General features: G+C 71.9%; 12 protein-coding genes. 9 read left to right on the top strand and 3 right to left on the bottom strand.

The window, feature by feature from the left end; translation table 11 throughout:
• Nucleotides 1–8: 8 nt before the first annotated feature.
• From bioB to ABIE67_RS08235, 5 genes are all read left to right on the top strand, one after another.
• On the top strand, nucleotides 9–1,229 hold the full coding sequence (gene bioB / locus ABIE67_RS08215; protein ID WP_370255632.1) for a biotin synthase BioB: 1,221 nt from the start codon (nucleotides 9–11) through the stop codon (nucleotides 1,227–1,229).
• Nucleotides 1,222–2,520: an adenosylmethionine--8-amino-7-oxononanoate transaminase gene (locus ABIE67_RS08220; RefSeq protein WP_370255633.1), complete on the top strand. Its 1,299-nt coding sequence runs from the start codon at nucleotides 1,222–1,224 to the stop codon at nucleotides 2,518–2,520. The genes bioB and ABIE67_RS08220 overlap by 8 nt, the downstream gene beginning before the upstream one ends.
• A gap of 1 nt (nucleotide 2,521) precedes the next feature.
• Nucleotides 2,522–3,238 (top strand): dethiobiotin synthase, encoded by a 717-nt coding sequence (gene bioD / locus ABIE67_RS08225; RefSeq protein ID WP_370255635.1) that lies wholly within the window; start codon nucleotides 2,522–2,524, stop codon nucleotides 3,236–3,238.
• Nucleotides 3,239–3,274: 36 nt separating this feature from the next.
• A complete protein-coding gene (locus tag ABIE67_RS08230) occupies nucleotides 3,275–3,844 on the top strand; it encodes a hypothetical protein (RefSeq protein ID WP_370255636.1) in 570 nt (189 codons plus the stop codon).
• 136 nt (nucleotides 3,845–3,980) lie between these two features.
• A complete protein-coding gene (locus ABIE67_RS08235) occupies nucleotides 3,981–5,594 on the top strand; it encodes an IS1634 family transposase (protein WP_370251876.1) in 1,614 nt (537 codons plus the stop codon).
• 24 nt (nucleotides 5,595–5,618) lie between these two features.
• On the opposite strand, the gene ABIE67_RS08240 is transcribed toward ABIE67_RS08235, so the two are convergent.
• On the bottom strand, nucleotides 5,619–8,207 hold the full coding sequence (locus ABIE67_RS08240; RefSeq protein ID WP_370255638.1) for a LuxR C-terminal-related transcriptional regulator: 2,589 nt from the start codon (nucleotides 8,205–8,207) through the stop codon (nucleotides 5,619–5,621).
• 115 nt (nucleotides 8,208–8,322) lie between these two features.
• Here ABIE67_RS08240 and ABIE67_RS08245 point away from each other — a divergent pair, with 115 nt between their 5' ends.
• Nucleotides 8,323–9,009, top strand: a complete 687-nt coding sequence (locus tag ABIE67_RS08245) for an esterase/lipase family protein (RefSeq protein WP_370255641.1) — start codon at nucleotides 8,323–8,325, stop codon at nucleotides 9,007–9,009.
• 126 nt (nucleotides 9,010–9,135) lie between these two features.
• Nucleotides 9,136–9,828 carry a class I SAM-dependent methyltransferase gene (locus ABIE67_RS08250; protein ID WP_370255643.1) on the top strand — a complete coding sequence of 231 codons (693 nt, stop codon included), beginning with the start codon at nucleotides 9,136–9,138 and terminating at the stop codon, nucleotides 9,826–9,828.
• Between the two features lie 56 nt (nucleotides 9,829–9,884).
• Here the strand turns inward: ABIE67_RS08250 and ABIE67_RS08255 are convergent, their stop codons facing one another.
• On the bottom strand, nucleotides 9,885–10,259 hold the full coding sequence (locus tag ABIE67_RS08255) for a fic family toxin-antitoxin system, toxin component (RefSeq protein ID WP_217214046.1): 375 nt from the start codon (nucleotides 10,257–10,259) through the stop codon (nucleotides 9,885–9,887).
• 4 nt (nucleotides 10,260–10,263) lie between these two features.
• Complete coding sequence (locus ABIE67_RS08260) at nucleotides 10,264–10,491, bottom strand: hypothetical protein (RefSeq protein ID WP_030053911.1); 228 nt, start codon at nucleotides 10,489–10,491, stop codon at nucleotides 10,264–10,266.
• Between the two features lie 202 nt (nucleotides 10,492–10,693).
• On the opposite strand from ABIE67_RS08260, the gene ABIE67_RS08265 reads away from it, so the two are divergent.
• Both ABIE67_RS08265 and ABIE67_RS08270 read left to right on the top strand, forming a co-directional pair.
• Nucleotides 10,694–11,542, top strand: a complete 849-nt coding sequence (locus tag ABIE67_RS08265) for an ABC transporter ATP-binding protein (RefSeq protein WP_370255644.1) — start codon at nucleotides 10,694–10,696, stop codon at nucleotides 11,540–11,542.
• A gap of 4 nt (nucleotides 11,543–11,546) precedes the next feature.
• Nucleotides 11,547–14,132, top strand: a complete 2,586-nt coding sequence (locus tag ABIE67_RS08270; protein WP_370255645.1) for an ABC transporter permease — start codon at nucleotides 11,547–11,549, stop codon at nucleotides 14,130–14,132.
• Nucleotides 14,133–14,154 lie beyond the last annotated feature (22 nt).

Here is a 14,154-nt window from a genome sequence, read left to right on the forward strand (position 1 = left end):
CAGCTCCCATGGACCTGCTGAACACGCTGGTGGACAAGGGGCTTCGGCGCGAGCTGCCGACCCGCGAGGAAGCCTTGGCCGTCCTCGCCACTTCCGACGACGACCTGCTCGATGTGGTGACCGCGGCCGGCAAGGTGCGCCGGCACTGGTTCGGCCGACGGGTGAAACTCAACTATCTCGTCAACCTGAAGTCCGGGCTGTGCCCCGAGGACTGCTCCTACTGCTCCCAGCGCCTCGGCTCCACGACCGGCATCCTCAAATACACCTGGCTCAAGCCCGACGAGGCCTCCCAGGCCGCGGCCGCCGGTTTGGCGGGTGGCGCCAAGCGGGTCTGTCTGGTGGCGTCCGGGCGCGGCCCGACCGACCGTGACGTGGACCGGGTCGCGGGCACCATCAAGGCCATCAAGGAGCAGAACGAGGGCGTCGAGGTGTGCGCCTGTCTCGGCCTGCTCTCCGACGGCCAGGCGGAGCGGCTGCGCGAGGCCGGCGCGGACGCCTACAACCACAACCTCAACACCTCCGAGGCCACCTACGGCGAGATCACGACCACGCACACCTACGCCGACCGCGTCGACACCGTGACCAAGGCGCACGCGGCCGGCCTGTCCGCCTGCTCCGGTCTGATCGCGGGCATGGGCGAGAGCGACGAGGACCTGGTCGACGTCGTGTACTCGCTGCGCGACCTGGACCCGGACTCGGTACCGGTCAACTTCCTGATCCCCGTCGAGGGCACCCCGCTCGCCAAGGAATGGAACCTCACCCCGCAGCGCTGCCTGCGGATCCTGGCGATGGTGCGGTTCGTCTGCCCCGACGTCGAGGTTCGCATCGCCGGCGGCCGCGAGGTCCATCTGCGCACGATGCAGCCCCTCGCCCTGCACCTGGCCAACTCGATCTTCCTCGGCGACTACCTGACCACCGAGGGCCAGGCCGGCAAGGCCGACCTGGAGATGATCGCGGACGCCGGGTTCGAGGTGGAGGGCGCCGACCAGGTGACGCTGCCGGAGCACCGGGCGACCGCCGGGGGCGGCTGCGGCTCGCACGGGAGCGCGGGCTGCGGGTCCCAGGAGAGCGCCGGGTGCGGTGGGCACGACAGCACGGGATGCGGGTCGCCCGAGGGCGGCGGTGTGTGCGGTACGGCCGCTGCCGCGCCGGTCGTCACCGAACCGCGCACCGACCTGGTCGCCGTACGCCGCCGGGGCGCCGGAACGGATCTCGCGCCCAATGCCTGACCCGCGCACCGTGCCCGGCCCGACCGTGCCCGAGCTGCTGGAACTCGACCGGCGGCACGTGTGGCATCCGTACGGCCCCATGCCGGGCCGCAGCGAACCGCTCGTCGTGGAGTCGGCGAGCGGAGTGCGGCTGACCCTGGCGGACGGCTCGGGCGAGCTGGTCGACGGCATGTCGTCCTGGTGGTCGGCGATCCACGGTTACAACCACCCGGTGCTCAACGAGGCCGTGCGCGAGCAGCTGTCGCGCATGAGCCATGTGATGTTCGGCGGGCTCACGCACGAGCCCGCCGTACGCCTGGCGAAACTCCTTGTCGACATGTCGCCCGACGGCCTGGAGCATGTCTTCCTCGCCGACTCCGGGTCGGTGTCGGTCGAGGTCGCGGTCAAGATGTGCCTGCAGTACTGGCGTTCGCTGGGCCGCCCCGGCAAGCAGCGGCTGCTGACCTGGCGCGGCGGCTACCACGGCGACACCTGGCAGCCGATGTCGGTGTGCGACCCCGAGGGCGGGATGCACGAGCTGTGGACCGGCGTGCTCCAGCGCCAGGTGTTCGCGGACCCGCCGCCGGTGGAGTACGAGGAGTCGTACGCCGACCAGCTGCGGTCGCTGGTCGAGCGGCACGCCGACGAACTGGCGGCGGTGATCGTCGAGCCGGTCGTGCAGGGTGCGGGCGGGATGCGGTTCCACTCCCCCGCGTATCTGCGGGTGCTGCGGGAGGCGTGCGACGCGCACGACGTGCTGCTGGTGTTCGACGAGATCGCGACCGGATTCGGGCGCTCGGGCGCCCTGTTCGCGGCGGACCACGCGGCGGTGACGCCGGATGTGATGTGCGTGGGCAAGGCGCTGACCGGCGGTTACCTGACGATGGCCGCCACCTTGTGCACCTCGCGCGTGGCTGACGGGATCTCGCGGGGCGAAGTGCCGGTGCTGGCGCACGGCCCGACCTTCATGGGCAATCCGCTGGCGGCCGCGGTCGCCTGCGCCTCGATCGAGCTGCTGCTCGGCCAGGACTGGTTGGCCGAGGTCAAGCGGATCGAGGCGGGGCTGCGGGAGGGGCTGGCCCCCGCGGTGGACCTTCCGGGTGTGAAGGACGTACGGGTCCTCGGTGCCATCGGGGTCGTCCAGCTGGACCACGACGTGGACATGCAGGCGGCGACCGCCGCCGCCGTACGTGAGGGCGTGTGGCTGCGGCCGTTCCGCGACCTCGTCTACACGATGCCGCCGTACGTCACGGGTGACGCGGACGTGGCGCGGATCGCTCGCGCGGTGTGCGCGGCAGCACGGGAGGGCTGACATGCCGGTACTGGTGATCACGGGCACGGGCACGGAGGTCGGCAAGACGGTCACGACGGCCGCGGTCGCCGCGGCCGCGGTGGGCGCGGGCCGGTCGGTGGCGGTGCTGAAGGCCGCGCAGACGGGCGTGACGCCGGATGAGCGGGGCGACGCGGCGGAGGTCGCGCGGCTCGCGGGCACGGTGACGACCGCGGAAGTCGCCCGGTACCCCGAGCCGTTGGCGCCGGCGACGGCAGCCCGCCGGGCCGGCCGCCCGCCGGTCCGTCCGCACGAGATCGCCGAGGCCGCCGCCAAGCTGGCCGCCGAGCACGACCTGGTGCTGGTGGAAGGGGCGGGCGGGCTGCTCGTCCGTTTCGACGAGGCGGGCGGCACGCTGGCGGACGCGGCCGAACTGATGGCGGCGCCGGTCCTGTTGGTGGCCTCGGCGGGTCTGGGCACGCTGAACACGACGGAGCTGACGGCGCGTGAACTGCGCGGTCGGCGGCTGGACCTGCTCGGCGTGGTGATCGGCAGCTGGCCCGAGACGCCGGATCTGGCGTCACGCTGCAATGTCGCGGATCTGCCGAACGTGGCGGCGGCACCGCTGCTGGGCGCGGTGCCGGCCGGCGCGGGAGCGCTGGCCCCCGCCGACTTCCGTGCCGGGGCGCCGGGTTGGCTGGCGCCCCGGCTGTTCGGGACGTGGGACGCGGACGGGTTCCGGGGGCGGGTGGCGCCCTGAGGCGGGCGTGACGGGCCTTCGTGCCATTCTCTGATCATGACCAACACGGAAACCGCCGAACACCGGCCCGACGGCGAGGCGCCGCTGACTCCGGCACCCACCACACCCGCCGAGTGGGACGAGCTGATCGACGACTGGGATGAGATCCGGCAGGGTTACCACCTCGGCGATGCGCGGCGCGCGGTACTGGATTGCGCGCGGCATCTCGAGGCGAGCGTGACGGCCGACGGTCCGGGCACCGCTCTGTGGACCCTCGGGCTGGTGCTGACAGGCCCCTACGTGATCTACGCCCACCCGGACGGGCCGGCCGAGGCCCGCGTGCTGAAGGCGATGAGCACCGTCGAGCAGGCTTTCGGGCAGATGTCCTGCGCCCATGACGAGCATCCCGGTGACGACATGCCGCTCGACGACGAGCTCGACAACCTCCGGTACGTCCTGGAGATGCTGGCGCACCCGGAGCGGGACACCGGTGAAGGTGCCCTGACCGAGGACGAGCGCCGGCCCGACGACGACTCGGACACCTGGTTCGAACGCCGGATGACGCGGGACGTCTGGGCCTGTCCGCAGAATCTCGCGGGCTTCGCCCGCGCCTTCGCCGACAGCTAGACCCGTACTTCGCGGGTCGTTGATTCGTATGGTGTGACCGGTCCGGGGTGTCCTGGGCCGGGGGTGTGGCGTTGGGTGGGGTGTGTCGATGACTTCCCGGTCCCCGCGGCCACGGTCTCAGCGTCAGCGTCTTGAAGTGGCGGTGACGTCCGTGGTGGAGAAGCGTCTGGGCGCTCTGCCTGTCGCTGCCGAGTTTCTGCGTCGGCTGGATGTCGCCGGGATCGTCGACGAGGTGTGTCCTGGTGGCGCGAGTGCGCTGGTGACGCACGGGCAGGTGATCGAGGCGTTGGTGGCCAACCGGCTGACGTCGCCCGCGCCGTTGGTGCGGGTGGAGGACTGGGCCAGGTGCTGGGCAGTGGAAGAGGTCTTCGGGATCGAGCCCGCTCTGCTCAACGATGATCGTCTGGCCCGGGCACTGGATGCGATCGCTCCGCAGCTGGAGCACATCGCGGGCACGGTCGGGGCGCGGGCGATCGGTGAGTTCGGGATCGATGTGGCCCGGATGCACTGGGACATGACCAGCATGTCCGTGCACGGGGCCTTCCCGGTCGAGGGTCAGGAGGAGGACTTCCCCGTCATTGGCTACGGGCATCCCAAGGACCGGCGCTTCGATCTGAAGCAGGTCCAGGCCGGGCTCGCGGTGTCGGCCGACGGCGGCATCCCGCTCCATGCCCGGGTCTTCGGCGGTGGTGCGGCCGAGGTCAGCCAGGTCGTCGGCGCGATGAAGGACCTGCGGGCCATGGCCGGTGAACGCGACTTCCTGATGGTCGCCGACTCCAAGCTGGTGTCCTACTCCAACGTCCGTGCCCTGCTGGCGGCCGGGGTCCAGTTCATCGCCCCGGCCCCGGCCGCGCAGGTCAAGGACGAGGTCTATGCCGCTCTCGATCCCGCGCAGGCCACCATCGTGGACTGGACGCCCAACCGGGAGGCGGGCAAGCCCGCCGAGCGGCGCGAGACCTACCGCGTGCTGGAGGACACCCACACCCTGACCGGGCCCCGCAAGAGCGATCCTGTGCTCACCGTGCGACGGATCCTGGTCCACTCCACCGCGAACGCCGCCGGCCAGCAAGCAGCCCGGGACAAACGCCTGGCCAAGGCCGCCCAGGACCTGAACAAGCTCACCGCTGCGGCCGGCGGACGCCACTACAAGACCCGGGAGAAGATCGTCGCCCGAATCGGTGTCATCGCCGCCAAGCGCCGTGTCACCTCTTGTCTGCGCTGGACCGTCACCGATAACGAGGACGGCACCCCGGTCCTGGCCTGGCACTTCGACACCGGCGTGCTGAAGGCGGAAGCCGTGGTCGACGGCTGGTACGCACTGCTGACGTCTGTCCCCGCCGACCAGGCGGACGCTGGGCAGACTCTGATCCACTACAAGGGCCAGGGCGCGGTCGAGCGCAGATACCACGACTTCAAGGGCCCGCTCGCGGTCGCGCCGGTCTTCGTGCAGCACAACCGGCGCGTTGCCGCCCTGATCCAGGTCATCTGCCTGGCCCTGCTCGTCTTCTGCCTGATCGAACGGCAGGTCAGACGCGCGCTCGGCCCCGAGCAGACCATGAGCGGCCTCTACCCCGACAACCGCCGGGTCCGCCCCACCGGCCGCATGGTCTTCTACCACCTCGGCGAACTCACCCTGCGCATCGGCAACATCACCGACCCGCCCACCGTCCAGATCACCCGCGGCGTCCAACTCCACCTCCTCGACCTACTCGACACCGACATCGGACAAACCCGCTGGCCACAGACCTGAAACGGTGACCCGCGAAGTCCGGGGCTAGAGCGGCCCTCCCTCCCCGCTCTCGGCGACGATCCGCACCAGCTCGATCCGCGAGCGGATCCCCAGCCGGGTGAAGACGCCGCGCAGGTGGTGGTCGATGGTGCGTGGGCTGAGGGCGAGACGGGCGGCGATCTCACGGTTGGTGGCGCCCTCGGCGGCCATACGGGCGATCAGGAGCTGCTGGGCCGTGAGGCGGGTGGTGGGGTCCTCCGCCCCGTTGGCGGCCGGTGCGGCGGGTGCGCCGAGGGCGCGCAGTTCGGTGCGGGCCTGGGCCGCGCAGTGCGGGGCGCCGAAGGAGTCGAACGCCTCCAGGGCGCTGTGCAGGCGGTCGCGTGCCTCCGTACGGCGGCGCAGTCGACGCAGCGCGCTGCCGAACAGCAGCTCCGTGCGGGCGCGTTCGAAGTCGCGGGTGCCGTGGGAGTGCAGGTCGAGTGCCGCGCGGTAGTGGTCCACGGCTTCCTCGCCGGGGGCGAGCAGGGCGCGGCAGCGGGCGCTGAGGGCCAGGTCGTCGGGGCTGCGCACCGTGCTCGCCCAGCGGTGGTAGTCGGCATGGGCGACGCGGGCGACCCGGGTGTCACCGGTACGGACGGCGGCCTCGACGTAGTGCGGGGTCGCCAGGTGGCGGATGGCCCGGTGGCCGTGGCCGGGGCCGAACCCGGCGAGGGCACGCAGTCGGGCGGCCGCGGCGGCGAAGCGGCCACTGCTCAGGTCGAGGAAGGCGAGCGCCCACTGGGCCAGGGCGGCGGGCAGACCGAGGCCACTGGCGAGGGCGTACGACCGTGCGGTCGCGGCGCGTTCGCGGCAGACGTCCGCGTCTCCGGTGAGCGCGGCGAACATGGCGAGGGCCGCCTGAAGATGGCAGGCGCCGTTGTCCTGGCCGGTCGCGTGGGCCTGCCACAGCCCGTCCACCGCCGCCGCCTCGCCGGCCCGGGGACGTCCGGTCCAGAAGTCGGCGTACGCCCGGAACTCCATCGCCTGTGCCACGGTCACCGGCGTGCCCAGCGCCCGGGCGGAGGCGGCCGCACGGAGGGTCGCGGTGGCCGCGCGGGTGTGATCGCCGAGGAGCAGGGCGGCGATTCCGGCATGGATGAGGACGGTCGGGTCACCGCCCGGCCCGCACCGCCCGGCCGCCGCCCTCAGCAGGTCACGCGCGTCCTCGTACCGCCCGTCGAACGCTGCCACGAGCCCGCCGAGCGTGCCGGGCGGCACGACCCCGAGCCGGTCGGCGATCCGGACGGCCTCGCGCAGGCGGCGCACGTCTCCGGTGTAGATGGCGGCTTCGGTGGCGCGGGCGAGGAGGTGCCCGGCGCGGACCGAGGCAGCCTCAGCGAGGGGAACGGCGGCTGGCGCGGCTGGAGTTGGGTCCGGGAGCGCGGCGGGCGGTGGAACTGTGCCGAAGGGGTCGGCGGGGACTGCGGCGACGACTGCGGATCTGGAAGGGGCTTGGGCCATGGGCCGGGAGGCCCTGTCAGCGGCGTCTGCCGAGGGGGAACAACCCACGTGCTCGACGGCGGCGGCCTCCGCCGACGGGAAACAGCCCACGTGCTCGACAGCAGCGGCTTCCGCCGACGGGAAACAGCCCACGTCCTCGGCAACGGCTCTGCCCCGGAGGCCACCGTCCGAGGCGACGGCCGCCCATGCCGCGCCGGTGTCCAGAGCCGCCGACGCGGCGGACACCGCCCCGCCTTCCGGCTCCACAGCCCCCGTCGGCCCCGCCTGTACCACCCCCGTCAGCAACGCGTCGAACGCCTCCGACGCGTTCCCCGCCCGGAGGGCGAGCACCCCGCTCAGCGCGTCGTCGGCACCGACGGCGGCCAGCCTGCGCGCCCGGTCCCCGTCGCCCGACTGCCAGGCGTACGCGGCGGCGCGGACGACCAGGCGGGCCTGCTCGGCCGGGCCGGCGCACAGCAGGGCGGCGCGCTCCGCCAGGGCCCGGGCCAGGGAGAGCCGTCCCGCGGCGCCCGCCTTGTGCGCGGCGGCGCCGAGTTCCGCCGCCAGTCGGCCGCTGGGGCCGAGCGCTCCGGCGCCCCGATGCCAGGAACGCCAGGGCGTCTCGCCCTCGCCGCCCAGCACGCGGGCCAGGAGGCGGTGGACGTCGCGGCGGTCGGCCGGGGATCCCGTCTCGTAGGCCGCGATCCGCGTCCACGCATCACGGAACACGACGCCGCCCGCTCCCGCGTGCGCGATCCCGGCCGCCTCGGCGGCATCCAGCGACCGTGTGTCGAGGCGGGCGGCCATGACGGCACGCAGGAAGGCGTCCGTGGGGACCGGGTACTGATCGGCCGCGGCGAGCAGCAGCAACAGCCGCGTGTCGTCCGGCAGCGCCCTGATCTCCGCCCGGCGTTCACGCAGCAACGACGGTGCCAGTTCGGCGGGTTCCGTCGGGAGCGGGTCGATGCCGCCCGCTTGGCGCTCGGTCAGGCGCGGGACCAGCTCGACGGCGGCGCGCGGATCGCCGTACACGGCACGCAGCACCCGGACGCGGACGCCTTCGGGAAGGGTGGCGGCCAGTTGTCGCCACGCGTCCGTGAGCAGCCGCGGTGGCGAAGTGCCGTCAAGGGGCGGGGGGTTCACCGGAGTCAGCACACAAAAGACGTTACTGGCGAGTTAATTGAACCGTAAAGACCGGCGATTTCACGGATGCGGCGCGCGTAGACCCGGCTCGACACTCCTGACAACCCCACACGTTTCAGGAGGCACCATGCAGCGCCCCAAGCGTCGCATCGCCACGGCCGTCTCGGCCCTGGCCGCATCGCTCCTTCTGTCACTGTCCCTCTCCCCCACCCCCGCGCACGCCGCGACCCACAACCCGGTCGTCTTCGTCCACGGCCTGAGCAGCTCGGCGAGCAGCTGGGACGAATGGGCCGGCTACTTCGCGGCCGACGGCTACACCTCCGCCGAGCTGGACGCCTGGTCGTACGACTGGAGCCAGTCGAACGCCACCACCGCCCAGCAGCTCGCGACCGAGATCAGAAACGTGCTCGCCCGGACGGGCGCCTCGAAGGTCGACCTGGTCGTCCACTCCATGGGCGCGCTCAGCTCCCGCTACTACCTCAAGAACCTCGGCGGGACGTCGTACGTCGACGACTTCGTGTCGACGGCCGGCGTGAACCACGGCACGAGCACCGCCTCGTGGTGCGCGTGGCTGTACACCTCCTGCGCGCAGATGAACACCGGCAGCTCGTTCCTGGCCTCCCTGAACTCCGGGGACGAGACCCCGGGCGGCGTGTCGTACGCCAGCTACTGGTCGAACTGCGACGACGCGCTCACGCCCGACACCACCGCGATCCTGAGCGGCGCGACGAACGTCGAGGTCGGCTGCGTCTCGCACACCGACATGAACAACGACCACGGCGTGTACGAGCAGGTCCGGGACTTCATCGGCTGACCTGGCCCGGAAGGAACAGGAACGACCAGGAACGACCAGGAACGACGGCCACCGCGGCGGCGGGGGGTGCGTCGGCTCCGTACGGGGGACAATCAGGGTGAGTCCCGTCCCACCCGGGAGGTCCCCATGGCCCTACGGTCCGCCGGCTCCGGCAAGGTGTCACGGGGTTCCGTGCACCACCCGCTGTTCGCCCGTTTCTACGCCCGGATGAGCGTCAACGCCGAGACGCGGATGGGCATGGCCGGCATCCGCGACCGGCTGCTGTCCGGGTTGTCGGGCCGGGTGATCGAGATCGGCGCCGGCAACGGTCTGAACTTCGCCCACTATCCGAGTGCCGTCTCGGAGGTCGTCGCCATCGAACCGGAGCGCCTGCTGCGGCGGTTGGCGGTGGAGTCCGCGCTGCGCGCCGAGGTGCCGGTGGACGTCGTACCGGGCGCGGCGGAGGCGCTGCCGGTCAAGAGCGAGGCCTTCGACGCGGTGGTGCTCTCGCTGGTGCTGTGCAGTGTGCGGGACGTGCCGCGGGCGCTCGGTGAGGTACGGCGGGTGCTGCGGCCGGGTGGTGTGGTGCGGTTCTTCGAGCACGGCCGGGGCGGCGGGCGCGCGATGCTCCTCACGCAGCGTGCGCTGGACCGGACGGTGTGGCCGCTGGTGAGCGGCGGCTGCCATGTGTCCCGCGATCCGGTCGCCGCGCTGCGCGAGGCCGGGTTCGAACTCGGCCCGTGCCGACGGGTGATGATGCCGGAGAACGGGCCGGTGCTCCCGTCGTCGTACTGCGTGCTGGGCACGGCGTGGCGGCCGACGGAGGAGCGGCCCGTCTGATCACAGGCTCCGCTTCACGGACGCAGCTTCATGGACTCCGCTCCACGGATTCCGCTTCACAGACTCCACTGGCGCAGTTCGCGCGCGATGTCCTCGACCGAGGCCTCACCGCTCTTGACCAGGCGTGCCAGATCGCGCACCTGCTCGGGTGAGGTGACGACCTTGAGGCCGCTGGCGACCAGGTAGGCGTAGGCCACGGCGGAGGCGAACAGCGCGTTGGAGCGCTCCAGGGCCGGGACGTGGATGAGCAGTTGGAGCAGGGCGGCGGCGCGGGCCTGCGGACTGTCGTAGACGGGGATGTCGAATATCTCCGCCCGATGGCGGGCGACGGCGGCGACGAGAGCACCCCAGTCGGTGACCTGGGGGTCGCCCGGTGTCCTCTTCTCGGCGAGCATCAGCAGCCAGGCGAGGTCGATGTTCAGATTGCTCAACGGATCAGCGACGACCTTCGTGCTCCGCGCCGAACTCCTCGGCGAAGACGGACTCGTACTGCTTCATGAAGTCGGCGGCTGCGTCGACGAACGTATGGCCGACCTCCCCGGTGTCCTTTCTGACCAGCTCTTCGATGTAGCGGTTGACGCTCATGCCGCGGGCCAGGGCACGTTCGCGTGCCGCGCGGGCCGTGCCCTCGTCCACTCTCACGTTCAGCTGGGTCTTCGCCATACCTCAAAGCTAGCGCTCGGACGCTAGCAACGGCAAGGGGCCATCCCGGCCACCTCGGAGGCGAAGCGTGCCCCTTACATCGATATCAGGGGCCCGACCTGGGACGGAGACCGACCGGGACCTTGGGGGGATACCAGGTGTGCGGTGGATCACATTACGCTCGGCGGTGACGGCGAGTCGTTCCGTCCATGAGGAGGCGGTCTTGTCCACAGCAGCTGCCCAGTACGCCCCGGGCCCCGCGTCGGCCGACGGGACCGCGGCCCGCGCCCGCGGTCTGACCAAGGCGTACGGCTCGGGCGAGACGACGGTGCTCGCCCTCGACTCGGTGGACGTGGACATCGCGCGCGGGCGCTTCACGGCGGTCATGGGGCCCTCGGGTTCCGGGAAGTCCACGCTGATGCACTGTCTGGCGGGCCTCGACAACGTCTCGGCGGGGCAGGTGTGGCTCGGCGACACCGAGATCACCGGGTTGAAGGACCGCGAGCTGACCCGGCTGCGGCGGGACCGGATCGGGTTCATGTTCCAGTCGTTCAACCTCATCCCGACCCTGAACGCGGCCGAGAACATCACCCTGCCCATGGACATCGCGGGCAAGAAGCCCGACGAGAAGTGGCTGGACCAGGTCATCGACACCCTGGGGCTGCGGGACCGCCTCACGCACCGGCCCTCCCAGCTCTCCGGCGGCCAGCAGCAGCGCGTCGCCTGCGCCCGCGCGCTGGCCTCCCGGCCCGAGCTGATCTTCGCGGACGAACCGACCGGCAACCTGGACTCGCGCGCCGGCCTGGAGGTGCTCGGGTTCCTGCGGGAGGCCGTCGACCAGCTGGGGCAGACGGTCGTCATGGTCACCCACGACCCGGGCGCCGCGGCCCACTCCGACCTGGTGCTCTTCCTCGGCGACGGGCGCATCGTGGACGAGATGGAGCGGCCGACGGCGGAGGCCGTACTGGAACGGATGCGCCTCTTCGCCGGGGGGAACCCCCAGACCTCCGAGTCCGACGGGATCCGCGGCCGGGACGACGACGGCGGACCCGCGGCACCCGAGGAGCGCTGACCCCGTGCTCAAGGCGACGCTCCGCAGCTTCCTCGCCCACAAGGGGCGGCTGCTGCTCTCCGCCCTGGCCGTGATCCTCTCCGTCGCGTTCGTCGCGGGCAGCCTGATCTTCTCGGACACCGTCAGCCGCACCTTCGACCGGCTCTTCGCCTCTACCGCCGCCGACGTCACCGTCACGCCGAAGGAGACCCTCGACGAGACGATCCCGTCCGGACAGACGCTGACCCTGCCGGCCTCGCTCGCCGACCGTCTGGGCCAGGTCGACGGGGTCGCGGCGGCACGCGCGGAAGTCGACGTGGAGGGCCTCACCGTCGCCGACGAGGATCGCGAGTCGGTGGGTCCGACCACGGGCGCCCCGACGATCGGCACCGCCTGGAACCCGACCGAGCGCAGCCCCGTGGAGCTCACCTCCGGCCACGCCCCGAAGGGCGACGCGCAGGTGATGATCGACGCGGACACCGCCGACAGCAAGGACGTACGGATCGGCGACCGGCTCACGGTCATCGGGCAGGAGGGCTCCTTCCCGGTCGAGGTCGTCGGCATCGTCACCTTCACGACCACCAACCCCGGTGCCGCTCTGGTCTTCTTCGACACCGAGGCGGCTCAGAGGAAGCTGCTGGGCGATCCGGAGGCGGCCACATCCATCTCGCTCGACGCGGCCGAGGGCGTCAGCGACGCGGAGCTCAAGCGGCGCGTGGCCGACGCGCTCGGCAGTGACAGCGACGCCGACACCGGCACCTACCAGCTGCGCACCGCCGACGAGCAGGCCGAGTCGGACGTCGAGCAGCTGGGCGGATTCCTCGACATCATCAAATATGTGATGCTCGGCTTCGCCGGGATCGCCGTACTCGTCGGCGTCTTCCTCATCGTCAACACCTTCTCGATGCTGATCGCCCAGCGCACCCGCGAGCTGGGCCTGTTGCGGGCGCTCGGCGCGGACCGGCGCCAGGTGCGTCGCTCGGTCCTCACCGAGGCGCTGCTGCTCGGCCTGGTCGGCTCGACGGCAGGCCTCGCGGCCGGTATCGGCCTGGCCGTCGGACTCATCGAACTGATGGGTCTGCTGGGCATGAACATCAGGGCGACCGAGATGGTCATCGGCTGGGGGACGCCGGTGACCGCGTACGTCGTAGGCCTCGGCGTCACCTTCGTCGCGGCGTACCTCCCGGCCCGGCGCGCGGCGGGAGTCTCGCCGATGGCGGCCCTGTCGGACGCGGAGATCGCCGACATCGGACGGCCGCTGCGGCTGCGCGCGGTCGTCGGCTCGGTGGTCGGGGCGGCCGGTGCGGCGGCGCTCGCGGGCTGTGCCGTGTCGTCGAGGACGTCGACGGCCGCTTCCCTGCTGGGCCTCGGCGTCATCCTGACCCTCGTCGCGACCGTGATCGCGGGACCGCTGCTCGTACGGCCCGTCATCCGGGTCCTCGGCGGGGCCTTTCCCGCGCTGTTCGGCTCGGTCGGCCGGATGAGCCAGCGCAACGCCCTGCGCAATCCGCGCCGGACCGGTGCCACGGCCGCCGCCCTGATGGTGGGGCTCGCGCTGGTCGGCGGGATGTCGGTGGCCAGCGCCTCGATGACCAAGTCGTTCGACGAGCAGATCGACAAGACGCTGGGCGCCGACTTCGTCGTACAGAACAGCAACTTCGTGCCCTTCCCACGGGAGATCACCGACCGGATCAGCGACACCGAGGGCGTGGGGCTGGTCGTACGCTCGCAGTTCACCACGATCGTCGTGCGCCTCCCGGACGGTGACCGTGTGAAGACGACCGCCGCGGCCTACGAACCCGAGCTCGACGAGGTCGCCAACATCACGTATGCGCAGGGCGACTCCGCGGCCGCGCTCGCGGACGGGCGCCTCGCCATGGACAAGGACTTCGCCGCGGACCACGGCGTGCGCGTCGGCAGCACCGTCCCGGTCGAGTTCCAGGGCGGCCGGCGGGCCGAGCTGACGGTGGGTGCCCTCACCGACCAGGAGTCCGCCGAGGGGTTCGGCGCGCAGGGCGGGATCTACTTCGGCCTGGGCACCCTGGAGAAGTACGCGCCGGGCGGGCAGGACGCGGCCGTGTACGTGAACGCCGCCTCCGGCACGAGCGCCGACGACCTGCGGGCCGGCCTGGAGAAGACGCTCGACCCGTATCCCCAGGTGCAGGTCCGGAACATCGCCGACTACAAAGAGCTCGTGCACAACCAGATCGCCGTGCTGCTCTACCTCGTGTATGCCCTCCTCGGCCTCGCGATCATCATCGCGGTGCTCGGCGTGGTGAACACCCTCGCCCTGTCGGTCGTCGAGCGCACCCGGGAGATCGGGCTGCTCAGGGCCATCGGGCTGGCCCGGCGGCAGCTGCGCCGGATGATCCGGCTGGAGTCGGTGGTGATCGCCGTGTTCGGCGCGGTCCTGGGGCTCGCTCTGGGGCTGGTGTGGGGAGTGTGCACGCAGCAGGTGCTGGCGTTGCAGGGGATGACGGCGCTCGCGATCCCCTGGGGCACGATCGTCGCGGTGGTAATCGGCTCGGCGGTCGTGGGCGTGGTGGCGGCGCTGCTCCCCGCGTTGCGTGCCTCGCGCATGAATGTGCTGGCGGCCATCGCGCACGAGTGAGGGAAGTGATGGAATCGCGGCA

This window comes from Streptomyces sp. V4I8 (assembly GCF_041261225.1).
Lineage (GTDB): Bacteria > Actinomycetota > Actinomycetes > Streptomycetales > Streptomycetaceae > Streptomyces.